Source organism: Stenotrophomonas forensis, assembly GCF_028752115.1.
Taxonomy (GTDB): Bacteria; Pseudomonadota; Gammaproteobacteria; order Xanthomonadales; family Xanthomonadaceae; genus Stenotrophomonas; species Stenotrophomonas forensis.
This window is the reverse complement of the sequence record NZ_CP082270.1, coordinates 2,641,644-2,666,368: the sequence shown is the minus strand read 5'-3', so window position 1 is coordinate 2,666,368 and position 24,725 is coordinate 2,641,644. Positions and strand designations below refer to the sequence as shown.

At 68.4% G+C, this 24,725-nt stretch carries 24 protein-coding genes; 14 read left to right on the top strand and 10 right to left on the bottom strand.

The genetic code is table 11. The features are described from left to right. Positions 1 to 310: 310 nt before the first annotated feature. Positions 311 to 1,204 (top strand): LysR family transcriptional regulator, encoded by an 894-nt coding sequence (locus K5L94_RS12515; protein WP_274510578.1) that lies wholly within the window; start codon positions 311 to 313, stop codon positions 1,202 to 1,204. On the opposite strand, the gene K5L94_RS12510 is transcribed toward K5L94_RS12515, so the two are convergent. The 5 genes from K5L94_RS12510 to K5L94_RS12490 all read right to left on the bottom strand — a co-directional run bounded on the left by K5L94_RS12510 (position 1,164) and on the right by K5L94_RS12490 (position 5,554). Then, a complete protein-coding gene (locus tag K5L94_RS12510; protein WP_274510577.1) occupies positions 1,164 to 2,570 on the bottom strand; it encodes a heavy metal sensor histidine kinase in 1,407 nt (468 codons plus the stop codon). The genes K5L94_RS12515 and K5L94_RS12510 overlap by 41 nt on opposite strands. Beyond that, positions 2,567 to 3,265: a heavy metal response regulator transcription factor gene (locus K5L94_RS12505; protein WP_053449882.1), complete on the bottom strand. Its 699-nt coding sequence runs from the start codon at positions 3,263 to 3,265 to the stop codon at positions 2,567 to 2,569. The genes K5L94_RS12510 and K5L94_RS12505 overlap by 4 nt, the downstream gene beginning before the upstream one ends. Positions 3,266 to 3,310: 45 nt before the next feature. Beyond that, positions 3,311 to 4,195 (bottom strand): copper homeostasis membrane protein CopD, encoded by an 885-nt coding sequence (gene copD / locus K5L94_RS12500; protein WP_274510576.1) that lies wholly within the window; start codon positions 4,193 to 4,195, stop codon positions 3,311 to 3,313. A 10-nt stretch (positions 4,196 to 4,205) separates the two neighbouring features. Further along, on the bottom strand, positions 4,206 to 4,583 hold the full coding sequence (gene copC / locus K5L94_RS12495; protein WP_274510575.1) for a copper homeostasis periplasmic binding protein CopC: 378 nt from the start codon (positions 4,581 to 4,583) through the stop codon (positions 4,206 to 4,208). 116 nt (positions 4,584 to 4,699) lie between these two features. Continuing rightward, positions 4,700 to 5,554, bottom strand: a complete 855-nt coding sequence (locus K5L94_RS12490; RefSeq protein ID WP_274510574.1) for a helix-turn-helix transcriptional regulator — start codon at positions 5,552 to 5,554, stop codon at positions 4,700 to 4,702. Positions 5,555 to 5,742: 188 nt separating this feature from the next. Between K5L94_RS12490 and K5L94_RS12485 the strand changes: the two genes are divergently transcribed. Continuing rightward, the gene (locus K5L94_RS12485) at positions 5,743 to 7,875 is read left to right on the top strand and encodes a TonB-dependent receptor (protein WP_274510573.1); all 2,133 of its coding nucleotides are present in this window, start codon (positions 5,743 to 5,745) and stop codon (positions 7,873 to 7,875) included. Between the two features lie 110 nt (positions 7,876 to 7,985). Here K5L94_RS12485 and K5L94_RS12480 read toward each other — a convergent pair whose 3' ends face one another. Then, positions 7,986 to 8,462 carry a MerC domain-containing protein gene (locus tag K5L94_RS12480; RefSeq protein WP_274510572.1) on the bottom strand — a complete coding sequence of 159 codons (477 nt, stop codon included), beginning with the start codon at positions 8,460 to 8,462 and terminating at the stop codon, positions 7,986 to 7,988. 32 nt (positions 8,463 to 8,494) lie between these two features. On the opposite strand from K5L94_RS12480, the gene K5L94_RS12475 reads away from it, so the two are divergent. From K5L94_RS12475 to K5L94_RS12440, 8 genes are all read left to right on the top strand, one after another. Continuing rightward, entirely contained in the window at positions 8,495 to 9,028 is a 534-nt protein-coding gene (locus tag K5L94_RS12475) for a ZrgA family zinc uptake protein (protein ID WP_053449876.1), read from the top strand. Next, positions 9,025 to 9,720 (top strand): ATP-binding cassette domain-containing protein, encoded by a 696-nt coding sequence (locus tag K5L94_RS12470; RefSeq protein WP_053449875.1) that lies wholly within the window; start codon positions 9,025 to 9,027, stop codon positions 9,718 to 9,720. The genes K5L94_RS12475 and K5L94_RS12470 overlap by 4 nt, the downstream gene beginning before the upstream one ends. After that, a complete protein-coding gene (locus K5L94_RS12465) occupies positions 9,713 to 10,966 on the top strand; it encodes an ABC transporter permease (protein WP_053451318.1) in 1,254 nt (417 codons plus the stop codon). Before K5L94_RS12470 ends, K5L94_RS12465 begins: the two co-directional genes overlap by 8 nt. A gap of 2 nt (positions 10,967 to 10,968) precedes the next feature. Next, the gene (locus tag K5L94_RS12460) at positions 10,969 to 11,529 is read left to right on the top strand and encodes a DUF3299 domain-containing protein (protein ID WP_274510571.1); all 561 of its coding nucleotides are present in this window, start codon (positions 10,969 to 10,971) and stop codon (positions 11,527 to 11,529) included. Continuing rightward, positions 11,519 to 12,145 (top strand): DUF3299 domain-containing protein, encoded by a 627-nt coding sequence (locus K5L94_RS12455; protein ID WP_274510570.1) that lies wholly within the window; start codon positions 11,519 to 11,521, stop codon positions 12,143 to 12,145. The genes K5L94_RS12460 and K5L94_RS12455 overlap by 11 nt, the downstream gene beginning before the upstream one ends. Continuing rightward, positions 12,145 to 12,891 carry a hypothetical protein gene (locus K5L94_RS12450; RefSeq protein WP_274510569.1) on the top strand — a complete coding sequence of 249 codons (747 nt, stop codon included), beginning with the start codon at positions 12,145 to 12,147 and terminating at the stop codon, positions 12,889 to 12,891. The genes K5L94_RS12455 and K5L94_RS12450 overlap by 1 nt, the downstream gene beginning before the upstream one ends. Before the next feature lie 152 nt (positions 12,892 to 13,043). Beyond that, on the top strand, positions 13,044 to 14,576 hold the full coding sequence (locus tag K5L94_RS12445; RefSeq protein ID WP_274510568.1) for an MFS transporter: 1,533 nt from the start codon (positions 13,044 to 13,046) through the stop codon (positions 14,574 to 14,576). A 4-nt stretch (positions 14,577 to 14,580) separates the two neighbouring features. After that, on the top strand, positions 14,581 to 15,138 hold the full coding sequence (locus K5L94_RS12440) for a TetR/AcrR family transcriptional regulator (RefSeq protein ID WP_274510567.1): 558 nt from the start codon (positions 14,581 to 14,583) through the stop codon (positions 15,136 to 15,138). Positions 15,139 to 15,225: 87 nt separating this feature from the next. Here K5L94_RS12440 and K5L94_RS12435 read toward each other — a convergent pair whose 3' ends face one another. Continuing rightward, positions 15,226 to 16,104, bottom strand: a complete 879-nt coding sequence (locus tag K5L94_RS12435; protein ID WP_053449869.1) for an AraC family transcriptional regulator — start codon at positions 16,102 to 16,104, stop codon at positions 15,226 to 15,228. A 106-nt stretch (positions 16,105 to 16,210) separates the two neighbouring features. Between K5L94_RS12435 and K5L94_RS12430 the strand changes: the two genes are divergently transcribed. Continuing rightward, positions 16,211 to 16,747 (top strand): carboxymuconolactone decarboxylase family protein, encoded by a 537-nt coding sequence (locus tag K5L94_RS12430; protein WP_053449868.1) that lies wholly within the window; start codon positions 16,211 to 16,213, stop codon positions 16,745 to 16,747. Between the two features lie 39 nt (positions 16,748 to 16,786). Here K5L94_RS12430 and fdhD read toward each other — a convergent pair whose 3' ends face one another. Next, positions 16,787 to 17,635 carry a formate dehydrogenase accessory sulfurtransferase FdhD gene (fdhD, locus tag K5L94_RS12425; protein WP_053449867.1) on the bottom strand — a complete coding sequence of 283 codons (849 nt, stop codon included), beginning with the start codon at positions 17,633 to 17,635 and terminating at the stop codon, positions 16,787 to 16,789. 245 nt (positions 17,636 to 17,880) lie between these two features. On the opposite strand from fdhD, the gene K5L94_RS12420 reads away from it, so the two are divergent. The 3 genes from K5L94_RS12420 to K5L94_RS12410 all read left to right on the top strand — a co-directional run bounded on the left by K5L94_RS12420 (position 17,881) and on the right by K5L94_RS12410 (position 21,182). Further along, positions 17,881 to 20,166, top strand: coding sequence for an FdhF/YdeP family oxidoreductase (locus K5L94_RS12420; protein ID WP_053449866.1), 2,286 nt, complete (start codon positions 17,881 to 17,883; stop codon positions 20,164 to 20,166). 25 nt (positions 20,167 to 20,191) lie between these two features. Beyond that, entirely contained in the window at positions 20,192 to 20,527 is a 336-nt protein-coding gene (locus K5L94_RS12415; RefSeq protein ID WP_080374925.1) for a hypothetical protein, read from the top strand. 115 nt (positions 20,528 to 20,642) lie between these two features. After that, on the top strand, positions 20,643 to 21,182 hold the full coding sequence (locus K5L94_RS12410; protein WP_080374924.1) for a DUF411 domain-containing protein: 540 nt from the start codon (positions 20,643 to 20,645) through the stop codon (positions 21,180 to 21,182). A gap of 97 nt (positions 21,183 to 21,279) precedes the next feature. Here the strand turns inward: K5L94_RS12410 and blaL1 are convergent, their stop codons facing one another. Then, entirely contained in the window at positions 21,280 to 22,152 is an 873-nt protein-coding gene (gene blaL1, locus K5L94_RS12405; protein WP_053451316.1) for a L1 family subclass B3 metallo-beta-lactamase, read from the bottom strand. A 95-nt stretch (positions 22,153 to 22,247) separates the two neighbouring features. Then, positions 22,248 to 24,665: a TonB-dependent receptor gene (locus K5L94_RS12400; RefSeq protein WP_053449865.1), complete on the bottom strand. Its 2,418-nt coding sequence runs from the start codon at positions 24,663 to 24,665 to the stop codon at positions 22,248 to 22,250. Positions 24,666 to 24,725 lie beyond the last annotated feature (60 nt).

The window sequence follows — 24,725 nt, the reverse complement described above, 5'->3', positions numbered from 1 at the left end:
TGCCCTGGTGGATGCCAACCTTGGTTGGCATGCGCCAAGGCGGCCACCCAGCGGGCGACGAACAGCGTGCCGTGATCTGGTAGATGCCAACCTTGGCTGGCATGCGCCAAGGCGGCCACCCAGCGGGCGACGAACAGCGTGCCGTGCTCTGGTAGATGCCAACCTTGGTTGGCATGCGCCAAGGCGGCCACCCAGCGGGCGACGAACAGCGTGCCGTGATCTGGTAGATGCCAACCTTGGTTGGCATACAGCACCTGCCCACGGCGGACAATCGTGCATAATCAACCCACACCATCCGGACAGCCGAACAATGGACCGCTTTACGGCCATGCGCGCCTTCGTCCGTATCGTCGAGCGCCGCAGTTTCACCCGCGCCTCCGAGGACCTTGGCCTGCCACGGGCCACGGTGACCGACGCGATCAAGGCGCTGGAACAGCGCTTGGGGGTGCGCCTGTTGAACCGGACCACGCGGCTGGTGGTACCGACCCTGGAGGGTGAGGCCTTCTACGGTCGCTGCCTGCGCCTGATCGCCGACATGGACGACGCCGAGGCCGCGTTCCGTGACGTGCCACCGCGTGGCCCGCTGCGCATCGAGGTGCATGGCACGCTGGGCCGGCATCTGCTGTTTCCGCACCTGCCGGACTTCCTGCAGCGCTACCCGGACATCGAGCTGGACGTCAGTGAGGGAGACCGCTACGTCGACCTGCTGCGCGAAGGCGTGGATGCGGCGATCCGGGTCGGCACGCTGGCCGACAGCGACCTGGCGGCGCGACGGCTGACGCTGCTGCGTGAGGTTACCGTGGCTTCGCCGGACTACGTGCAGACCCGGGGCTTGCCCGAGGGAATCGACTCTCTGAAGGACGGCCACGAAATGATCGGCTATCGCTCCAGCGCCACTGGCCAGCTGATTCCCCTGGAGTTCCAGCAGGACGGGCAGGTCTGCTACGTGCCGTTGCCGGCACGGGTGCTGGTGTCCGGTGCGGATGCGTTCCTCGGCGCCGCGCTGGCAGGGCTGGGCATCATCCAGGCACCGCGTTACCGCATGGATCCGTACATTGCGCGGGGCGAGCTGGTCGAACTGCTGCCGCAGATGCCGCCAACGCCGAGCCCGCTGAACCTGGTCTACCCGCGCAACCGCACGCCCTCGCCGCGGTTGCGGGTGTTCATCGACTGGGTGGCGGCGCTGTTCGATCGGGCGGGGTAGTGCCGGCCGCTGCGCTCGGCAGCAGCAGTTCGAACACGGTGCCGGTTTCATCCGAGGCGACGCCGACGCTGCCGCCATGGGCCTGGGCGATGGCGCGGGTGATCGCCAGGCCCAGCCCGGCGCCTTCATGGCGGCTGCGCTCGCCACGATAGAAGCGGTCGAACAGGCGCGGCAGCGCTTCGGTGGCAATCGGCGTGCCGAGGTTGTGCACGCTGATTCTGCACCGGCCGGCCCCCTGTTCCAGCCGCACCCGCACCTCGCTTCCCGCGCGGGCGTGCTTCAACGCATTGGACAGCAGGTTGGCAATCGCACGGTGCAGCATCAACGGGTTGCCATCGACGCGCGCGGTACCGTCGCGGCGCAGCGTCAACTGCCGGTCCTCGGCCAGCAGCCCGTAGAACTCCAGCAGCGAATCCACCACCGCATCCAGCGCCACCGGCTCGCGCGAAGGCAGTACACCGGGTGTCTCGGTCTGCGCCAGGTACAGCAGGTCACCCACGGTCTGCGCCAGCTGCTGAAGCTCTTCCGCACAGGAGGCCAGCGTCTCCCGATAGGCCTCGTTGCTGCGTGGATGGGCCAGTACGACCTGCACCTGGGTCAGCATGTTGGTGATCGGCGTACGCAGTTCGTGGGCAAGGTCGCCGGAGAACTCGGTGAGGCGTGCGAAATCCTGCTGCAGCCGCGCCAGCATGCCGTTGAGGGTCTGCGCCAGCTGCTCCAGTTCGGCCGGTGCCCGGCGTGCACTCAAGCGCCGCTGCAGGCGCCCGGCGGTGATCTCGCGGGCGTCATCGGCCAGCGTGCGCAGGGGGCGCAGCGTGCGCTGCACCACGTAGCCGCCGAGCAGGCTGCTGGCCACCGCCGCGGCGACGATCGCAATGGCGAGCAGATGGCGGAAGCGCTGCAGGAACGCGGTATGGCGGGCATCGTCGATGGCCAGCAGGGTGACCAGCTGGCTGCCGTCTGCCAGGGTCTGGCGCAGGTGCAGGGCATGCATGCAGCGGCCATCGGCAAGCGTCCAGTCATGCCGGCGCGGTGCCGTATCGACGGGTTGGCGGCGGGCATGTTCGCGCAGCAGCGGCGGTGCGGTGGAGAACAGCACGCGGCCGCGATCATCGGCGATATGGAAGGCGATGTCGGGATGATGGCCGAGCGCGGCGGCCAGCCGTTGCGCGCGTGCCGATGCCGGCCCGCGGGAGGCCAGGTCGTTGATCAGCGCGACCTTGTTCTCCAGCTCGGTGAAATCCTGCGCCACCAGATCGTGACGGGCGCTGACATATATCGCGACGCCCAGCGCCGCCAGCACCAGTGTGGCCACGGTGGCGAACAGCACCGTCAACCGCACCGCCATGGAACGGCGCAGGCTCATCCGTCGCGCGCAGCACCGTCCTCCGGCGCCTCCAGCACATAGCCCATGCCACGCACGGTCACGATCAGCTTGGCGTCGAACGCGTCGTCGATCTTCGCGCGCAGGCGGCGGATGGCCACATCGATCACATTGGTGTCGCTGTCGAAGTTCATGTCCCACACCTGCGAGGCGATCAGCGAGCGGGGCAGCACTTCACCCTGGCGGCGCGCCAGCAGTTCCAGCAGGGTGTATTCCTTCTGGCTGAGCGCGATGCGCTGGCCGGCCCGCTCCACCCGGCGCCGCAGCGTATCGACCACCAGATCGGCGATGACGATGCGCTCGGCCTGCGGCAACGCCTGGCCTCGGCGCAGCAGGGTACGCACGCGCGCCAGCAGCTCGGCGAAGGCGAAGGGCTTGGCCAGGTAGTCGTCGGCGCCCAGCTCCAGGCCGTGCACGCGGTCGGCGATGCTGCTGCGTGCGGTAAGGAACAGCACCGGCAGCGGCCAGCCGTCCGCGCGCAGCCGCGACAGCACGTTCCAGCCGTCCAGCCCGGGCAGCATCACGTCGAGGATGACCAGCTGGTATTCGCCGGTGCCGGCCAGATGCAGCCCATCGACGCCGTTGCAGGCAAGATCGACCACGTAGCCGGCTTCGATCAGGCCCTGGCGCAGGTAGTTGCCGGTCTTGGGTTCGTCTTCAACGATCAGCAGTTTCATGGTGCGCCCATCATCGCAGCTTGCACCTGCATCGGCCCGGACCGCTCATGCCAGCGGATCCAGTGTGCCCAGCACCGCCACGCAGGCCAGCACCAGCAGCACCAGTACCGACTCGCAGGCCAGGCTGTGGCGCAGAGCGCGCAATGGGCGCGGCTGCCAGCCGCCTCGGATGGACACCGCCAGCGCGGGTACCAACCGCCAGCGATGCAATGCGGCCAGCGCCAGCATGCCGCCCACAAGGGCCAGTTTGAGCAGCAGCCAGCGCCCATGCGCGGTGCCGGCCAGGGTCTGCACCGATCCCCCAAGATCGACATAGGTATAGGTGCCGGTCATCGCCAGCGTCGCGACGATGAGGGTGCCGGGCAGGGCAAAGCCGTGCGCCGCCCGCCACAGTGCATGGGTACGCTCGCGCAGGCCCACGCCCTGGGGGCGCAGCGCCAGCTGCAGCAGGGCGGCGATCGCACCCACCCAGGCGCCCGCGGCCAGCAGATGCGCGAGGCCGGCGATCAGCCGCAGCGTGCCGCCGGGGCCATCACCGGCGGCGGCATGGCCGTTCCAGGCCAGGCTGGCCAACGCGATCGCCGACAGCAGCATCAGCGCAGCACGCCATAGGCCCCGCAGCGGGCGGTTGATCGCCAGCAGCGGCAGCATCGCCAGCAGGGCCACACCCCGCAGCAGGCCTGCCTGGCCTACCGGCGTTCCGCTGAGGAACCAGTGTGCGGTCGCGCCATCGATGTCGGTTGGCGCGATGCCGAGCACGCCGGAAAGCCGGGTCAGCGCGTCGACGGCCACCAGCAGCAGCGCGATGAAGGTCATTGCCAGCAGGGCGCCGCGCGGCAGCAGCGGACGCACGAACAGCGTGCGCCCGAACAGCAGCATCAGTGCCACATACAGCGCCAGCCTCAGCCCATACGGCGAGAGCTCGACCACAAGCGCGGCCTTACTTCACGGTAAAGCGGTAGGTGCCGGTGACCGGATGGCTGTCCTGGCCGACTGCGCGCCATTGCAGTGCGTAACGGCCTGCGGGCAGCGGCTTGCCGAAGCGCGCGCGCAGGGTGTGGCCGTCTTCGGAGACCTCCTGCGCGGTGGTCGGCATGGCCATCTTCATGCGGCCGTGGTCCATGCTCAGCTCGATGCGGGTGGCACGCGGCATCACCTTCTCACTGAACTGCAGCTCGATCTGGCTGGCCGGGGCCACGGTGGCATCGGCGGCCGGCGTGGCCCGCACCAGGCTGGGATGGGCCAGCGCCAGTGGCGCGATGGCGAGGCCGGCCAGCATCAGCATGAGCAGGGCGGGACGCTGCAGGGAACGGATCATTGCGGAGCACCTGTGGGGACTGTGGCCCTCAGGGTGGAGGCCGGCACCTTTCGATGGCCTGACCTGGACATTACCGGTCTGTAAGGTTGGCCGGTGCTGCACAGCGGCGATCCGGATCACCCGCTGCGCGCCTGCGCGATCCAGGCCGAGGGCGAACAGCCAAGCACACGGCGGAAGGCCGCGCTGAACTTGCTGGGGTTGGCGTATCCGCTGGCCAGGGCCACGTCGGTGACGGTGCGGCCCTGCGCCAGCGCGGCGCCGGCCCGCTGCATGCGGTGCCGGGTCAGGAACGCGTACGGTGGCAGCCCGGTGGCGGCGCGCAGGGCGCGGCTGAAGCTGGACGGCTGCATCTGCACGGCGGCAGCCAACTGGGTGACGCCCAGCGGCTGGCCCTGCTGTGCATCGATGTAGTCCTTCAACTGCAGCAGCCGTTGCGCCGACAGCGGCGTGGCCGTGCCGCCCACCTCGCTCCGTTGGCCGGCAAGCTGGCCCAGGCGATGCAGCAGCACCTGCGCGCCGTGTTCGAGAAAACCGGGCAGGCACGCACCGGCCTGCGCGCTGCACCACAGCGCCTGCAGCACCGAGCCCACCACCGGATCCTGGTGAAGCCGCGCCGCCAGCGGCTGCAGCTGCTGCAGCGCCAGCGCGTGGTGCGGGTACGCGTGGGTGTCGATGGCAATGCCGAGCACGTCGACGGCGGGGCTGGCGTAGGTGCCGCGGTCGCCAGGCAGGACCAGGTTGAACTGGCCCGGTCGCCACGGTGCCTGCAGCACGCCGTTGAGCGTGCGCTGCTGCAACCACCCCCCGCCGGCCATGGCCATGCCCAGGCGCAATTGCTGCGGATGCCCCATCTCGCCTTCGCTGGCCTCGAAGCGGTGGCGCAGCAGGACCACCGCCCCGTCCGGGCTGACGTGGGCGGCCGCAGGCTGGGGGCCGGTTTCGCGCAGCATCTGGTCGGCGAGGGCGGGCATCAAGGATCCGGAAATGGAGCGGCGCTGCCGCGAATGGAGTGGCGGGATGGCGCGAATGTTACAGGATAACACTCTTGACCCGCGCTGCCGCCGCCCGCGCGTCCGCCTTTCCATCCGTTGAGGTCCGTCCGTTGAAGTCGTCCACGCCTGCTGCCGCCCTTGTTGCGGCATCCCTGCTCATTCCTGCCATGCCCGCGCTTGCCCAGCAGGCCGCCCCGGCCACGCTTGACGGTGTCCGTGTCACTGGCTCCAAGCGCGATACCCCGTACCTGAAGAGCGACCTGTCGGTCACCGTGCTTGATCGGCAAGCGCTGAAGGAGGCCGGTGTTACCGAGTTCCGTGACCTCGACAAGCTCGCCCCGAATGTGAAGTTCAATGCGATGGGCCAGCTGAGCAACATGTTCATCTCGATCCGCGGCATCGAGTCCAATCCGTTCCTGGTCAACCGTGCGTCGGTCTATATCGATGGCATTCCGTTCCGTGAACTGAGCAATGCCGTGCTCAACCAGGTCGAGTCGGTGGAGGTGCTGCGCGGGCCGCAGGGCACGCTGTACGGGGCCAACAGCGAGTCCGGCCTGGTGCTGGTGCGCACACGCGGTCCGGCCGATGCGCGCGAAGGCGAACTCAATGTGCGCAGTACCTGGTTCGGCAATGGCAACGGCACGGCACTGGACGGCTTCCTGGCCGGCCCGTTGAGCCACGATGGCCGCCTGTCCGGCTCGGTGGCGTTCATGGGCTCGGACGAGGATGCCTACCTGAAGAACCTCACGCCCTCCGGTGCGCGCGGCAGGGTGGGCGAGGGCTACCTGCAGGGCAAGCTGCGCTGGCGGCCGAGCGACTACGTTTCGGTGAATGCACTGGCCTACCATCTGCGCACCCGCGCGCCGGGCATGTTCGAGTACGAGTACCTGCCGCTGGATACCGGCCTGTACAACCGCACCTACGGCAGCTCGCTCAACGGCGGCCGTCGTGCCGGTGATTTCACCTACATCAATGACGCACCCAAGCGCACCGAGAAGGATGAGTCGGTGGCGGGCCTGAGTGCGCAATGGCAGCTGCAGGCCGGCACGCTGGACGTGGCCGCCTCCTGGCGGAACGAGGAAGTGACCTCGGCCGGCTACGACTTCGACATGACCCAGAGCGCGGCACTGGCAGGCCGCATCTACGACCGGAAGAACGAATGGACGGCCGAGGCGCGCTTCAGTTCGCCCAGTGACCAGGCGTTGACCTGGATGGCCGGTGTGTCGACCTACCGCAACAGCAAGGATTCGATTCTGGGTACGTTCGTCGGTCCTGCGCTGCGTGGGCTGGACAGCTACAACCTGGCGCCGCGGCAGACCTCGAAGGGGGAGGACTACAGTGTGTTCGCCACCGCCAGCTATACCTTCCCGTCGCTTCCACAGCTGACCGCAAGTGTGGGCCTGCGCCATGAGCAGGCGCGGCGTTCCACCGAGCAGCGTGCCGGCGCGCTGGACCTCGGCGCCGGCGGCCGCGTGCTGTACCGCGATGCCGCGCTGGCGCATACCTTCTCGGCCACGCTGCCGCGGGTGTCGCTGCGCTATGACGCCACCGACGACCTGTCGTTCTATGCGGCCTCGGCCAAGGGCTACATTCCGGGCGGCTTCAATCTGGCCGCAGCGCAGAGCGATGTGGTCAACGACAAGGTGCTGCGCTATGAATCCGAACGCATGTGGAGCCATGAGCTGGGCTTCAAGATGAACCTGGCCGGTGGCCGTGGCCACATCGGCGGTGCGCTGTTCCACATCACCTCGGACAACTGGCAGGAGATCCAGGTGGCCACCGATGCCAACGGCCGCCCGATCTCGTCGGACTACGTGGGCTCGGATGCGTCGATCCGTTCGCGCGGCGCGGAACTTGAAGGCGTGTTCGAGGTGATGCCCGGCTTCACCCTGATGGCCAACGTGGGCTATGTCGATGCGAAGTACACCAAGCTGTGGGTCAGCGTCGACCAGAACCTGGCCGGCAAACGGGTCAAGCTGACCCCGCATTACACCGGCTATCTGGCGGCGCGCTACCAGTTCCAGTCCGGTCTCTACGCGCGGCTGGAATCGCAGTTCACCGGTTCCAGTGCGCTGGACGAACGCAACCGCGCCTTCCAGCCGGCCGTCGCGGTGCTGGGCGCGCAGCTGGGCTATGAGCGCGGGCCGTGGAGCACACGCGTGTTCGTGCAGAACCTTACCAACAAGCGCCGCATCAACGGCCTGATCTTCGACAACCTGGCGTTCGGCCGCGACGGTAATTACTACGGTCCGGTCGACAGCCCGCGCATCGTCGGCGCGGAAGTGGGCTATCGCTTCTGACGAGGCAGGGACGCCGGCCAGCGGCCGGCGCTACCGGTGGTGGTGCGGCGCGGACGGCCCGCGCTTCCAACGACAGGTAGTGCCGGCCGCTGGCCGGCATCTTCGAAACGCTACCGGTGCTGGTGCAGGGCGCGCCTGTTGCCAATATGCGCACAGGCCAGCAGCACGCCACCACAGGCCGTTGCCACCCCATGCCACAGCAGCGATTCCTTCAGCGGCAGGTACAGCGACGCCGACAGCAGCAGGCCGGCGCCCACGCAGGCCAGCCGCAGCGGCCACCTGCGACCATGCCGGCGCAGCCCCGCCGTGGTGCTGGCCAGCGCCAGCGCCGAGGCCACCAGCGCGAACAGCCACTCCCAGCGCGACATCATCAGCAGCAGCGTCATCGCGCCATGGCCGGGGCGCTGGAACGAGCGCAGCGCCATCATCGCGGCCGGCACGAACGCCAGCAGCAATGGCAGGGCGACGCAATGGGCGGCGCAGGCCAGCGACAGCCAGGCACCGGCCAGATCGAGGCGGGGATGCCAGCGTGCCGAAGCTGGCGGCTGGGCCAGGGCCCTTGCGGGCATCGAGGGGATATGGTCCATAATGTTACATAGTAACAATTGGAGTCTCCCCCATGAAGCTTCCCGCTGCTTTTTTCCTGCTGCTGGCTGCCAGCGCCGCGCAGGCCCATGACGTCCGCCAGCTCGGTGCGCACGTGCACGGCCAGGCCACTGTTGATCTCGCGCTCGATCAGGGCGTGCTGGAACTGGCCCTGCAGGCGCCGGGTATCGGCATCCTCGATTTCGAGCGACCGCCGGCCAACGCCGCTGAGCGGGCATCGCTGGCACGCGCCACCGCGGTGCTGAAGAGTGGCAGCTGGGTAACGCTGCCGACGGCGGCGCATTGCCGGCTGGCCCGCAGCGATGCCAGCGCCGAGGGCTTCGATGCGACCGCCGCGGCACCGGCTGCCGGGCAGCACCGTCACGCCGGCTTCAGCGCCAACCTGCAGTACCGCTGTGCCAATCCCGCGGCGTTGCGCGCCCTGGTGATGCGCCTGCCAGCCGTGTTCCCAGGCCTGCACGAGGTCATCGTCAACACCGCAACCGATCGTGGCCAGGGCCGCAGCGTGCTGACCGCCACCCAGCTGCGCGTGGTACTGGCGCCGTGAGCAGCGCTGCGCTGATCAGGCTGGATGAGGTGCAGTTCGGCTATGGCCTGCGCCTGGTGCTGGACATTCCGCAGCTGTGGATCGAGCAGGGCAGCAGCGTGCTGCTGCGTGGGATCAGTGGTGGCGGCAAGAGTACGCTGCTGGGTCTGTTGGCCGGGGTGCTGCTGCCTGGCAAGGGCCGCGTCGAGGTGGCCGGGCAGGCGTTGCAGGCGATGCGAGGCGCCCGCCGCGACCGCTTCCGCGCCGACCACCTGGGCGTGATCTTCCAGCAGTTCAACCTGCTGCCGTTCCTCAGTGTGCGCGACAACGTTGCGTTGGGCCTGCGCTTCTCGCGCCTGCGCAGCGAGCGCATCAGCGGGCCGCTGGACGCCGAGATCGCGCGCCTGCTGGGCGCCCTGCAACTGGACCCGGCGCTGATGCAGCGGCGCGCGGGCACTCTGAGTGTCGGCCAGCAGCAGCGCGTGGCGGCCGCACGTGCGCTGATCGGCCGGCCGGCGGTGCTGCTGGCCGATGAACCGACCTCGGCGCTGGACCGGGAGGCCGCCACGGCCTTCCTGCAGTTGATGTCCGCACAATGCCAGGCGGCCGGCACCACCGTGGTGGTGGTCAGCCATGATGATGGTCTGCAGCCGCTGTTCGACCGCACGATTGCCCTGGCGGAGATCAACCATGCAGGTGGCGCCCATGCTTGAGCTTGCCTGGGCCAGCCTGCGCAGCCGCGCGTTGAGCGTTGGCCTCACCGTACTGGTGATCACCCTCAGCGTGGTGCTGTTGCTGGGCGTTGAACGCGTGCGCGCACAGGCGCACGAGGGCTTCGCCAGCACGGTGTCGGGTACCGACCTGATCGTCGGTGCGCGTTCGGGGCCGGTGAACCTGCTGCTGTATTCGGTGTTCCATATCGGTGACCCGACCAACAACGTGTCCTGGCAGTCCTACCAGGAGCTGTCGGCGCTGCCGCAGGTGAAGTGGGCGGTGCCGCTGTCACTGGGTGACTCCTGGCGTGGCTACCGCGTGGTCGGCACCAGTGGCGGCTACTTCGATCACTATCGTTACGGCGCCGGTCACGCGCTGGCGTTCGCGCAGGGGCGGCCGTTCGACGATCTGTACGATGCGGTGATCGGGGCCGAAGTGGCCGCTGCGCAGCGGGTCGGCCTCGGCGATGAGATCGTGCTGGCCCACGGCACCGGTGCGGTTACGCTGGCCACCCATGCCGACAAGCCGTTCCGCGTCGCCGGCATCCTGCAGCGTACCGGTACGCCGGTGGATTCATCGGTACTGGTCTCGCTGCCGGCCATCGAGGCGATCCATGTGGATTGGCGCTCGGGTGTGCAGCTGCGCAGCCAAAGCGTCAGCGCCGAGCAGGCGCGTCACCTGGATCTGACCCCGACCAGCATCACGGCGTTCATGCTTGGCCTGAACTCGCGCATCGCCACCTTCTCGGTGCAGCGCAGGATCAACGAGTACCCGGACGAGGCGATGCTGGCGATCCTGCCGGGCGTGACCCTGCAGCAGTTGTGGCAGTCGCTGGGCACGGCCGAACGTGCCCTGCAGCTGATCAGCGCGATGGTGGTGCTGCTGGGCATGGTGTCGCTGGTGGCGCTGCTGGTTTCGACCCTGCAGGAACGGCGGCGCGAGATGGCCGTACTGCGTGCGATCGGTGCGCGGCCGGGTTACATCGCCGCCCTGCTGGTGGTTGAAGCGGTGGCGACCAGCGCGGTCGCCTGCGTGCTCGCGCTGGCGGTGCTGGCCGTGGCCAGCCTGGCGGGCCGCGCGTGGGCGCTGACCAGCTTCGGGCTGTCGATCACCCATGTCTGGCCGGACGGCCGCGAGCTGGCCTGGGCCGCAGGCGTGCTGGTGATCAGCGCGGCGGCCGGGCTGGTGCCGGCGCTGCTGGCCTATCGGCGCACGCTGGCCGATGGCCTGTCGCCGGGAGGCTGAGCATGCGCTGCTTGTGGATGTTGCCGATGCTGCTGTCCCTGGCTGCCTGCGAGCGGCCGGTGGATAGCGGCGTGCAGGCGCTGCCGCCGTCGCCGGTGATCGACCGCAGTGGCGCCGTGGCTGCGGGCACGGCTGAAGAACAGGAGCTGGACTGGCTGCAGATGATGCCTGGTGATGAGCTGGCCGCGCTGGAGCGGGGCGAGGGCCCCGAGGTCGAGCACAACGGCAACCGGCGCATGCCGCAGTTCGGCACCTTCCGCACCGTGGACGCGGTACTGGAACGACCGGTGCGCCTGCCGGGCTACGTGGTGCCGCTGGCCAACGCGCAGGACGGGCGCCTGACCGAGTTCCTGTTCGTGCCGTATTACGGCGCCTGCATCCACGTGCCGCCGCCACCGCCCAACCAGATCGTGCACGTGCTGCTGCCGCGCCCGATCGAAATGCCGGACATGTATTCGCCGTTCTTCCTGGCCGGCACCCTGCGCGCGGAGCGGCTGGACGACGACCTGGCCGGTTCTGCCTACACCATGCGCGATGCGCACCTGAGGCCCTATGAACCTTGAGCACGTTGCAGTGCTGGTGGGCTGCCTGTGTCTGGGTGGCTGTACGCAGCCGGTGCCGACCGCCGCACCTGTCAGCACCGCGCAGACCGCGCATTCCGCGCAGCCAACGGTGGCCGATGCTCCCATCAACCGCTGGGATGCGCTGCGGCCCGATGAAGTGACCTATCAGCGGCCGCCGCCGCAGATCGGCCTGTCACGCAATGGCATGGACGGCGTGGGCGGTTTGATCGACGACACCGGTTCCGGCACGCCGCCGGGGCAGGAGATCGACCATTCCAGCCCCGACCGCGCCAGGCAGTTCGGCTCGTCGCAGGTGGTCGATGCCGCCGATGGCCGTGCCGTGGATCTGGACGGCTACGTGGTGCCGCTGGGCACCAACGACGCCGGTCTGGTCGATGAACTGCTGTTCGTGCCGTTCTACGGCGCCTGCATCCATGTGCCGCCACCACCGCCGAACCAGATCATCCATGTGACCCTGGCCACGCCGATCGCGCTGGGCGACCTGTGGGACCCGTACCGGCTTGCGGGACGCCTGCAGGTGAAGCGCTTCGATGCGGATATCGCCAGCGCGTCCTACGACGCCGCAGCGGCAACGCTGACGGCGATCCACAACTGATGCGCACGCGCTGGATCATCGTTGCCGGCGTGCTGGTGGGCGGCGTGGTGTTGGCCGTGTGGTGGCATCGGCGCGCCGCGGTCTCCGAGCCGCCGGCGATCGCGTTCCCGGCGCCCGCGGCGGATGCGCGCCAGCGCATCGAACAGCGCATGATCGAGGAACCGGCCTTTCGCAACGACGTGCTGTTCCTGTTGGCGGCCACGCTGCGTGATCGCTGCCAGCCGGCACAGGCGGGGCTGTTGGCGCGCATGGCCAATCGTGCGTCACTGCCGGTGCTGGCAGCGGTCAGCACGGTGACCCAGCAGGATCCCACGCTCGACCGGCCGATCTACCAGTACATCCAGCATCGCGCCGATGCCCTGCGCTGTGGCCAGCCGTTGCAGATGCCGCTGGCGGCGGGCCGCAGCATGGACGTGGACATCGAACAGTACGCACGCACCTTCCCCGACAGTTACTTCGATCCGCAGCGCAGCAGTGAACCACGTGACTTCGCTGGCCTGTCGTTGCAGCAGCGCGCCGGCAATGCCTGCAACAGCGTGGTGTATTCGGTGCTGCCGCTGGGCGGCACCGACTGGCGTTGCAGCAGCCTGCGCGCCAACGCACGCGGGCGGGTGCGCGGCCTGTGCGAGGACGAACTGCGCCGCCAGCACGGCGGCATCGGCGGCGAGCTGGACATGGCGGTGGGGCAGGGCATGCAGGCGGCCGTGGTGTCCGCGATGGCCGCATTGCCGGAAGACTGCCGGTGAGGGTTTACCCGTAGAGCAGGCCATGCCTGGCTGGGGTGTCCGATCGAGCAGGTTAGCCTCTACAGAAGCTGAATCGATCGATTCCGACCGTCATAACTATACAGGATATCCTGTATAGTTATGACGGTACTTCACCCCCATCAGGTTTCCCCATGGCTCTGTCCCAGCCCTTGGCCGGTGCTCCGGCCCTGTCGCGCGCCCGCCGCTGGGCGCTGTTGTTCACCGTGGCCGCCGGCCTGCTGCTGGTCACGCTGGACAACTCCGTGCTCTACACCGCGCTGCCCACACTTACCGAAGAACTGTCGGCCAGCGCCGGCCAGGCGCTGTGGATCATCAATGCCTATCCGCTGGTGATGGCCGGCCTGCTGCTCGGCGCCGGCACGCTCGGCGACCGCATCGGCCACCGCCGCATGTTCCTGATCGGCCTGGTGGTGTTCGGTGTTGCCTCGCTGGCCGCGGCATTCGCGGAGAGTGCGGCGCAGCTGATCGCCGCGCGCGCGTTCCTGGCGGTGGGTGCGGCGGCGATGATGCCGGCCACGCTGGCGCTGATCGGCCTGAGCTTCCACGAAGAGCGGGAGCGCAACATCGCCATCGCGATCTGGGGCTCGGTGGCGATCGTCGGCGCCGCGCTCGGCCCGATCATCGGTGGCTGGCTGCTGCAGCATTTCTGGTGGGGCTCGGTGTTCCTGATCAACGTGCCGGTGGTGGTGGTCGCCTTCGTGGCCACGCTGCTGCTGGCGCCGGAAGGCCAGCGCGATACCTCGCGCCCATGGGATCTGGTGTCGTCGGTGCTGGCGCTGGCTGCGCTGTCCGGGTTGGTGTTGGCGATCAAGTCGCTGATCGCCACGCCGCCGTCGTACGCGCTGGGCGCCGGCGCGCTGCTGCTGGCGGTCATCAGCGGTGCGGCGTTCGCGCGGCGCCAGCAGCAGCTGCCGTACCCGCTGCTGGACTTCGCGATCTTCCGCAATCCCGCGTTCCTGGCCGGCACGCTGTCGGCGGTGTTCACCCTGTTCGCGATGGCCGGCCTGCAGCTGGTCACCACCCAGCGCTTCCAGCTGGTGGCGGGCTTCACCCCGTTGCAGGCGGGCCTGCTGGTCTCGGTGGCGGCGCTGGGCAGCCTGCCCAGCGCGTTGCTGGGCGGCAGCATCCTGCACCGGGTCGGCCTGCGTCCGCTGATCTGCGGTGGCCTGGCCGCAGGCGCGGTGGGTGTCGGCGTGGTTGCGTTCGGCTTCCCGCACGGCCTGGGCTGGGTGGTGGCCGGCATGGCCATCACCGGCTTCGGCATGGGTTCGGCCATATCGGTCGCGTCCACCGCCATCCTCAATAATGTGCCGGCGCACCGTGCGGGCATGGCCTCGTCGGTGGAGGAAGTCTCCTACGAATTCGGTGGCCTGCTGGCGGTGGCGATGCTGGGCAGCCTGAGCGCGGCGATGTACAGCGCCTTCCTGCCGGTCTCGGCCGACATGCCGGCGCTGGCCCGCGAGGGCTTCACCCAGGCCCTGCATGTGGCACGCGAGAGCGGGCAGGGCGAGTGGTTCACGCTGGCCACGGCCGCGTACGACCGCGGCTACCAGATCGTACTGCTGGTGATCACGGTGATGCTGGCGGTCGGTGCGACGATCATCGCGCGCCTGCTGCGCGGCCGCGTCGGCAGCCGCGAGGGTGCGGCCGATCGCGTAAAATGATGCGATGAGAACCAGCAAGCGCGACCGCATCCTCGACGCCGCCGTCAACGTGATCAATCGTGACGGCGTGCGTGCGGTGACCTTCGAGTCGGTGGCGGCCGAGGCCCAGCTGACCCGCGGCGGCCTGCTGTACCACTTCCCCTCGCGCGAAGCGCTGCTGCGTGGCATCGACGAACATCTGGTGCAGGCCTGGGAAGCGTCGATGGAAGCGCTGCTGGGCAAGCGCGCCGGCGAAGCGACGGCGCTGGAGCGCTACCAGACCTTCGTGCGGGTGTCGGCGCAGAGCGCCACCCGTGCCGAGCTGATGTTCATGCTCGAATCGGCCGACCCGGATGCCGATGAGCGCCCGTGGGGCCCGGCGGTACGACGCTGGGCGCCGTTGCCGCCTTCACCCGGGCAGGACGACCCGGCCGCGCTGGACAATTTCGTGGCGCGGCTGGCGGCCGATGGCCTGTGGATCTACGAAGCGATGTACGAAGGGCAGCTGGATGAAAGCGTGCGTGCCCAGGTCGCCGAACGCATCGCCGGGTTGCTGGCGAAGTCCGATGGGGCGGCCAGCTAGGCCATCGGCCATCGCGCGAGCATTGCTCTTGGTAGAGCCGACCGCTGGTCGGCTGCCCTGTAGCGTCGAGCCATGCTCGACGGCCTTTCAGGCAAGGCCGGCCAACCACGCCCGTGGCGACGCCCCCAGCCGCTTGCGGAAGGCCTTCGACAACGACGCGGTATCGGCAAACCCCACCTCGATGGCGACCTGCTTGACCGCCACGCCCGCACGCAGCTGCGCGCAGGCCAGGCTCAGCCGCCAGTCCAGCAGGTAGCTCGCGGGTGTCGCCTGCATCACCTCCTTGAACACTGCCGCGAAGGCGCTGCGCGACATGCCGGCGGTGGCAGCCATTCGCGGCAGCGTCCATTCGTGCTGTGGCGCCTGGTGCATCGCGACCAGCGTACGCGCCAGCCTTGCATCGGACAGGCCGCGCATCAGCCCATGGCTGACACCCGCCGCATCCGGGTGATCGACCACCCAGCGCAGGATCTGGATCAACGCCACCTCGAACAGGCGGTTGGTCAGCAGCCGTGAACCACAGCGTTGGCGATCAGCCTCGGCAAACAGCAGGTGCAGGGTGTCGTCCAGTTCGCTGATCGCAGCCAGCGGCACCACCATCACCGGCGGCAGTGACTGCACGATCGGATTGCGCGCACCACCATCGAAATCCAGCGTGGCGCAGGTGAAATCCGGTCCCTCCAGCGGCGCGTTGTGGAACACGTGGTGCAGCGGCTGCGGGTACAGCAGCAGGCTGGGGCTGTCGATCTTCAGTCGTGGCAGTGCGGTATCGCCATCGGGATGGCGGACCTCCATCTCGCCCTGGCGAAGGATGTGCAGGAACGCGCGCCCGGGCTGCGGCGCGAACACGTGACGTCCACACAGCGGCCCGCTGTGGAACAGCGCGGCCTGCACGCGGAAGCGCTCCAGCAGCGAGGACAGCCGGTCAGGCGCGGAGGTATCTGTGTGGGTTGCAGAAGCGCTCATGGACGAATGGACAATACGAGCGGCCGATATGGCCTGATAGGTCCATGGAGTCTACCTAGGATGGCCGGGTCGTCCAATCCCGGGCGCTTTCCCAAGGAGATCCACCATGTCCCGTGTCCCCCTGATCGATGCATCCGCCACCACCGCCGACCGCCAGGCCCTGCTGGGCCAGGTGCATGCCGCCTTCGGTGCCACTCCGGCGATGTTCCGTGCCGTGGCCAATTCCCCGGCCGCGCTGCAGAGCATGTGGGGGGCGTTCGGTGCGCTGGGCGCTGGCCGCCTGTCCCCGTTGCTGGGCGAGCAGATCGCCGTGGCCATTGCCAACCGCAATGCCTGCGAGTACTGCCTGGCCGCACACACCGCGCTGGGTCGCAAGGCTGGCGCCAGTGGCGAACAGATGGCCGCCGCGCAGATCGGGCAGTCCAGCGATCCGGCCACGGCCGCCGCACTGGACTTCGCACTGAAAGTGGTCGAGCAGCGCGCGCAGATCGCCGATGGTGATGTGCAGGCGCTGCGCGCGGCGGGTTTCGACGATGAGCTGATCGTCGAAATTCTCGCCCATGTAGCACTCAACCTGTTCACCAACTACGTCAACGTAGCGTTCGACGTGCCGGTGGACTTCCCGAAGGTGGCACTGCGCTGAGGCATGCCTCGGCCGGGGGCGAGGTGCTCCCGGCCGGTTTCAGACCGCCGTGTCGTCGTGCGTCTGCAGCCGCTCCGGATGGGTATACACGTTGAATCCGTTCTCGCGTGCGAACCCGACCAGGCACAGCCCGGCACTGCGGGCCAGGTCGATCGCCAGCGCGGTCGGCGCCGAGACCGCGGCCAGTACGCTGGCGCCGGCGCGCACCGCCTTGCTGACCATCTCGTAGCTGGCGCGGCTGGAGATCACCAGCAGGCCGCCGTCGATGACGTGCTCGTTGTGGTGCAGCGCGCCGATCAGCTTGTCCAGCGCATTGTGCCGGCCGACATCCTCGCGCACCCAACCGATCCGCCCGCTGGCGTCGGCCCAGGCCGCAGCGTGGGTGGAACCACTGACTTCGTTCATCGGCTGGTGTTGCGACAGGGTGGCCAATGCCCGTTGCAGCGCGGCATGCGGATAGGTGCGGCGTCCGCGGATCTGCGGCAGCGGACGCAGCACGTCCTCCAGTTGCCGCGTGCCACACAGACCGCAGCCGCCACGGCCCGGCAGCAGGCGTCCGTTGGCCGGGTCCAGATCGGCGCCGGGTGCGTCGTCGGTCACGGTCATCTGCAGCTCGATGCCCTCCAGCTGTGGCCGCACATCGATGGTCACCAGCTGCGACGGCGCGGTGATCAATCCCTCGCTGAGCGAGAAGCCCAGCGCGAAATCTTCCAGGTCGCAGGGGGTAGCCATCATCACCGCGAAGGCGGCGCCGTTGTAGCGCATCGCGACCGGCACTTCCTCGGCCACCACGTCGACCTGCTGCTGTTGCCCCTCGCTGCGCCAGCGCTGCATCGGGCGCTGGGCCGTGCCGGCAGGCGGGGTGTGCGGCGGGGTGGAGTCAGGCATTCAGCGTGTCCGGGCAAGAGGGAAACGCAGGTGGTGGACCACCCACGGCATCGAGAATAGCGCAGTGGCCGCGCGCTGACGCGGTGGTAACCGTTGTCATGACACGCTGTGCTGCAATCGGTTCCAGCCTCTGGCGCCGTCGCGTGGACCATGCTTGACTGTAGGGCTTGGCGAGCGGCCGAATGGCAGCACGCCCGCATTCCGCGCCGTTCTGTTGTTGCGTTCCTCCCGCCAGGTTCCCGAACATGTCCGAGCAGAAGCCACCGCGCTACAAGCCCTACAACCAGCCGGCCGGTGGCTGGGGCGCCGCCGGCGCCACCGCCAAGGTGCTGCTGCAGCAGAGCGTGATCGGCAAGGGCTCCAAGGCGCTGCTGGCGATGAACCAGCCGGGCGGCTTCAAGTGCCCGAGCTGTGCGTTTCCCGATGCCGACGAGCGCAGGAAGCTGGAATTCTGCGAGAACGGCGCCAAGGCGCTGGCCTGGGAAGCCACCCAGTTCCGTGCCGGGCGTGAGCTGTTCGCCCAGTACACCGTCACCGAACTGATGGCGCAGACCGACTACTGGCTGGAGATGCAGGGCCGGCTGACCGAGCCGATGCGCTACGACGCGGCCACCGATCACTACGTGCCGTGCAGCTGGGACGAGGCTTTCGCGTTGATCGGCCGCCATCTGCAGGCGCTGGACAGCCCGCACCAGGCCGAGTTCTATACCTCCGGCCGCACGCCCAACGAAGCGGCGTTCCTGTACTCGATCTTCGTGCGCGAGTTCGGCACCAACAATTTCCCGGACTGCTCGAACATGTGCCACGAGCCGACCAGCCGTGGGCTGCCACCGGCCATCGGCGTGGGCAAGGGCACCATCGTGCTGCAGGACTTCGAGCACGCCGAGGCGATCTTCGTGATCGGCCAGAACACCGGCACCAATTCGCCGCGGATGATGAGCAACCTGGTCGAAGCGCGGAAACGTGGCATCCCGATCGTGGCGGTCAATCCGATGCCCGAGCGCGCGCTGATCCGCTTCGCCGAGCCGCAGGACGTGGTGCAGATGGCCACGCTGGGTTCCACCGAAATCAGCAGCGAGTTCGTGCACATCCGCATCGGCGGCGACCTGGCGCTGATCAAGGGCATGATGAGGGTGATGTTTGAACGCGAGGCGCAGGGCGAGCGTGTGCTCGACCACGACTTCCTGGCCGAACACACCGTGGGCCTGGATGCGCTGCGCGACGATGTGATGGCGCAGGACTGGGACGATCTCGTTCGCGTTTCCGGCATCTCCGAAGCGCAGATCCGCCGCTGTGCGGAGATCTACATCCGCTCCAACGCCACCGTGATCTGTTACGGCATGGGCCTGACCCAGCACCAGTACGGCTCGCGCCTGCTGCAGCAGGTGGCCAACCTGCTGATGCTGCGCGGCAACTTCGGCAAGCCCGGTGCCGGCATCGGGCCGATCCGCGGCCACTCCAACGTGCAGGGTGACCGCACCGTCGGCATCGACGAGAAGCCCAAGCCGGCCTACCTGGACCGCGTGCAGCAGGTGTTCGGCTTCGATCCGCCACGTGAGCACGGCCACCATGTGGTCGAGTCGATCGAAGCGATGCTGGACGGCAGCGCCAAGGTGTTCATCGGGCTGGGTGGCAATTTCATCCATGCCGTGCCTGATACGGCGCGTGCCTATGAGGCGATGCGCGGCCTGGAGCTGACCGTCGGCATCGCCACCAAACTCAATCGCGGGCATCTGGTGCATGGCCGCGATGCGTTGATCCTGCCGGTGGTGGCGCGCTCGGAACGTATCGTGACACCGGCCGGCGAGCAGTTCGTCACCATCGAGGATGCGATGTCGAACGTGACCGCATCACGCGGTGTGCTGGAACCGGTCAGTGCCGAGGTGCTGCCCGAGGTCGAGATCGTCTGCCGCATGGCGATGGCAACGCTGCCTGGCAGCAAGGTCGACTGGGCCGCGTGCATGCACGACTACACCCCCATCCGCGACCTGATCGCGGCGGTGTACCCGGAGATCTACACCGGCTTCAACCAGCGCATCCAGCAGCCGCACGGCTTCCATCTGGATATTCCGCCGCGCCGCCGCGTGTGGCCCACCCCCAATGGCAAGGCCAACATCCTGGTGATGCCCGGCCTGGACGTGGACGAGCCGGTGGATGACCCCGAGATGCTGCGGCTGGCCACGGTGCGCTCGCACGACCAGTACAACACCACCATCTACAGCTACAACGACCGCTACCGCGGCGTGTACAACGATCGCATGGTGCTGTTCATGAACATCGAGGACCGGCTGGCGCGTGGGCTGCAGAAGGAGGCGCAGGTCAGCCTGGAGACGATCAGCCGCGATGGTGTGAGCCGGCGCATCGATGGCCTGACCGTGCTGGACTACCCGATGCCGCGCGGCGCGCTGGCCGGCTACTACCCCGAACTGAATCCACTGTTGCCGCTGGACTACTACGACCGCATCAGCGGCACCCCGGCGGCCAAGTCGATTCCGGTAAGGATGCGTGCGATGGCGGCGTCGATGACCTGATGCGCGCATCGGCTATCATCGACGCGTGAACCTGCCTGGCCTGCTGCTGCGATGGATGCTGCTTGTTGCCCTGGTGCTGAATGCACCGGCGCTGGCGCTTGCGTCGTTGCCGGATGCATCGGTGCCTACAGCAGGGCATTGCGTCGCCCCGCATTCCACTGCCATGGACGGATGCTGCGACGAAGCGGCATCAACGCTCTGCGCAAGCGGTGAGTGCGAATGCCCACCGGCCTGCCTGGGCATGCTGGCCACGTTGAATGGAACGCCCGCGTCGCCCTGGCGCGAGGCGCCTATGCCGTTCAACGCGGCGCAACGCGCGCCGCCGCCTTTGCCGGACCCGTTGCGGCCACCCATCGATTGATTCCTGCAGGCGCGCAAGCGCCTGCCATGGCTGCTCATTCTACTTACGACCCTGCCTGTGCCATTGATGCGCCGGTGGCGGGCGGTACTGCCCGCATCTGCAAAGGAATCAACCCATGAACCGTTCTCTCTCCCTCGGCCTGCTGCTGGGCACTGTGCTTGCCACCGCCGCCTGCGCACGCGCTGCTGAAGACGCCACCGCTGCGTCGTCTGCAGGGCAGGCCCCGGCGGCACCCGTCACGGCCAGCCCGGCCTCGATCGATCCCGCATTGCCGATCGCTGTCGTGCACAAGACCGCCAGCTGCGGATGCTGCGGCATCTGGGTCGACCACCTGAAGGCCGAAGGCTTCCAGGTGGAGGTGCGCGATACCGATGACATGAACCCGATCAAGGTCGGGCTGGGGGTGCCGGTCGGCAAGGGCTCCTGCCATACCGCCGAGATCGGCGGCTACGTGGTCGAGGGCCACGTGCCCGCCGAGGACATCAAGCGCCTGCTGGCCGAGCGCCCGGCGGCGCGCGGTCTGGTGCTGCCGGGCATGCCGGCCGGTTCGCCGGGCATGGAAATGCCGGATGGCTACGTGCAGCCGTATACCGTCGAGCTGGTGCGTACCGATGGCAGCATCGAAGCGTTCGCCGAGCATGGGCAGGACGGCTGACCTTGTAGAGCCGAGCCCACGCTCGGCTTGCTCTTTGTAGAGTCGAGCTGTGCTCGACTGTTCTTCGCTTCAGTCGAGCAAGCTCGACTCTACGGAATCAACGGGCCCGGACCGTTTCCTTGGCCAGCTGTGCGTCGAATTTCTTTTCGGCCTCATCCGCGTAGGCCTTGCAGGTCAGTGCCTTGGCACCTGCCTTGCTGCCGGCGGCATAGTCCCAGTGGCTGGCGCCCGGGTGTGGCGTCAGCAGCAGGTCGCAGGGCAGCCCGCGCACGGTGGCGAAGCTGCGCGTGTAGTCCTCGATCAAACGCGGATAGCGGACGTTGCCACGCAGCTGGTAGCCCGGCGCGCTCAGGCTGTCGGCATAGGCGATGCGCACCGGCTTGCCCTCGTGCGTATCGGTCCAGGTCCAGGCCGTGCTGCCGGGGGTGTGCCCGGGCATGAAGTGTGCGGTGAACGCGATGCCGCCCACGGTGACCACTTCGCCATCCATGATGATGCGGTCAGTGCTGGCCGGCGGATAGGTGATGTCATCACCGAAGTGCAGGTCATCACTGCCGCCGCGTGCCAGCAGGACCGCTGATTCTGCGTTGGCGACCACGCGTGCTCCGGTACGACGCTTCAGTTCCGCCACCGGGCCGGCGTGGTCGGCATGTGCATGGCTGAGCAGGATCAGCCGTAGGTCCTGCGCTGCCACGCCGCGCGCCTTCAGGTTGTCCAGCAGGTGGCCGGCCATCTGTGGCATGCCGCCGTCCAGCAGCACCGCGCCTTCGCTGGTCTGTACCAGCAGCGCGGTCAGGTTCTCGGTGCCGATCTGCCAGGTGTGGTCGGCAATCTGCAGCGGTGCCATCGGCTGCAGCCAGGACGCATCCACGGTGTATGCCCGCAGCTGCGGCAGCGGTGTTTCGGCGGCCGCCGCGTGGGCGGCCGGCAGTGCAGCAGCCAGGGTGAGGGCGAGCAGGGAAGAGCGCATGGTCCAGGTCCGTTTGAAGGAGGCCCAGAAACTAGCACGGGCCTCCTTCATCACGTTCCGCATAGATTTCATGGCTCCCATAAGGGCGCCATGGATCAGTACCGGTACTGCCACCCCAGCGTCAGCACCCGCCCACGGCCGGAGAAGTAGCTCGGGTTCGACGGCGTGGTCTGCGAGTAGTAGCTGATGTACTGCCTGTTGGCCAGGTTCTGCACGCCCAGGGTGAAGCTGTGCTTGTCCAGTGCATAGCGCGCGACCAGGTCCATGGTGGTGTAGCCCTTGAACTCGGCTACCCGCGCGCCCTGCAGGTCGAAGTCGCGGTCGAATGCGCGGCTGGCCTGCAGGCGCGTGCTCAGCTGCGGCGTCCAGTTCTGCTCCCAGAACGCGGTCAGACGGTTCGGCGCGATGTTGACGCCGGCCAGATCGCTGTCGAGGCGGCCATCGAGGTTGGCGTCGTAGCGGCCGTTGGCGCGTGCGTAGCCCAGGCCGAGGCGGCTGTCGCCCAGGCGCAGGCGCAGGTTGGTCTCGAAGCCTTCCACGCGGGTGGCCTGGCGCTGCACGGCATAAGCGTCGATGCCCGGGTCGTAGACCAGCACCGAGCCGAGCTTGGATTCGGAGGTGTAGTAGGCGATGTCACCGCTGAAGCGGCCATCGTCGTACTCCAGCCCGATTTCGCGGTTGTCCGACACGACCGGGGACAGGTCGATCAGGCTGTCCACGCGCTGGCCGTCACGGTTGATCGCGCGCAGCACGCGGCCGACGTCGGCCACCGTGTAACCCTCCGAGTAGGAGGCGTACGCATTGAGGCGATCATTGATGTACCAGACCGCGCCGAAGTTGGGCAGGGTCTCGCTCATGGTCGGCTTGCCGCCGGTCACCTTGCGCGCGCCATAGCGGGGCAGGGTGGTGTAGTCGCCTACTTCCAGCTCGCCCTTCTCGTAGCGCAGGCCGCCGGACAGCATCAGGTGGTCGGTCGGCCACCAATGCAGCTGCAGCAGTGGCGACAGGCTCTGGTAGGTGGTCTGCGGCACCCAGTTCATGCCGCTGGCCAGCAGCACCTGGTGGGTGCGGTCGCGCAGGCCGTCCAGGCCCAGGGTCACGTCCAGCGTGGTGTCGTCGATGCGGGTCCAGCTCTGGGTCAGCTTGAAGCCGCGCTTGTCCGATTCGTTCTGGGTCTGGTCCCACGCAGCATTGGCGCCGGTGTTGCCCCACGGGTCCCACTGGCTGGCGCCATAGCGGCCCTCGAAATCGACCGCGAAGGCCTGCGCCTGGAAACGGCCACCGAGCAGGTCGGCGGCGCTGTAGTCCAGGGTCAGCGAGCGCGAGCGGTTCATCGGCGGCTCCAGCGGCGTGTCACCGCGCACCGAAATCGTCGGCCGACCGGTGCGGTAATCACCGTTGACCGCCAGGTAATTGTCCAGCCCACGCAGTTCGTAGCGGTTGGCCATCAGCTGCAGGCGATGGCCCTCGGCCAGGTTCCAGCCCAGCTTGGCGAACACGTTCGACGAGGTCGAATCCATCAGTTCGCCCTGCGCATTGGTGCCGATCGAACGGCCCTCGCCATCATGGAACAGGCCCTGCTTCTCATAGGCCAGGCCGGCGACCAGGTCGAACTGCTCGCCGCGCACACCGACCAGCGCAGAACCGCGCTGGCCACTGTCATCGCGGCGGCTGGGCAGGGCGCTGCTGTAGCTGATGTGGGTGTCGAGCAGGAACGCACCGGGCTCGCTGGGCGCACTGCGGGTGATGATGTTGACGATGCCGCCGGTGCCACCGATGCCCTGCAGCGCGTTGGCACCATGGATGACCTCGATGCGTTCGATCATCGCCGGGTCGATGGTGTGCGAGTCACGCGAACCATCGCGCAGCGGCGTCGACTGCGGTACGCCATCGACCATGTACAGGATACCGCGGCCGCGCATCGTTTCACCGTAGTTGGACATCTTCTCGCGCGCCGGCGCGAAGGCCGGAATCTGCGAGGACAGCACGCGCGAGACGTCCGAACCCAGCGCCAGCTGCTGCGCGATGTCTTCGCGGGTGAGCACGGTGATGGTGTTGGGCATGGCGGTCTCGCCCTGCGGCATGCGCGCGGTCGAGGCCGATACCGTGACGCGGGCCAGCGAGGTCGGCGCGGCACCTGCGGCCGCCCGCGCCGGGGCGTTGGCCTTTGCCGGCGCTGGCGCGGCGCTGACCACGAAGACGCCCGGCGAACGTTCCTGCAGGGCCAGGCCCTGTCCCGCCAACAGCCGCTGCAGGGCGTCGCGCGGGGTGTAGCGGCCATCCAGCGCCGGCGCCGTGCGGCCGCTCACGCTGTCGGCGGCGAACAGCAGCTGGATGCCACTCTGCCGCGCCAGCGTGTTGAGCGAGGCCTGCAGCGGGCCGGCGGGCAGATGCAGCTCCATCGGCGCAGGCGCGGCGGCCTGCGCGGCGGCGGGCAGGGCAGCGCAGAGGCAGGCGGCGAGCAGGGAGGGAGCCAGCCGACGCAGTGCGGCGGGCGAAACAGGGCGGGTCATTCGGGGGTCCTTCGGAGGGGTTCACGCACCTGCCGGATGGGACGGCGCACAACCCACCCT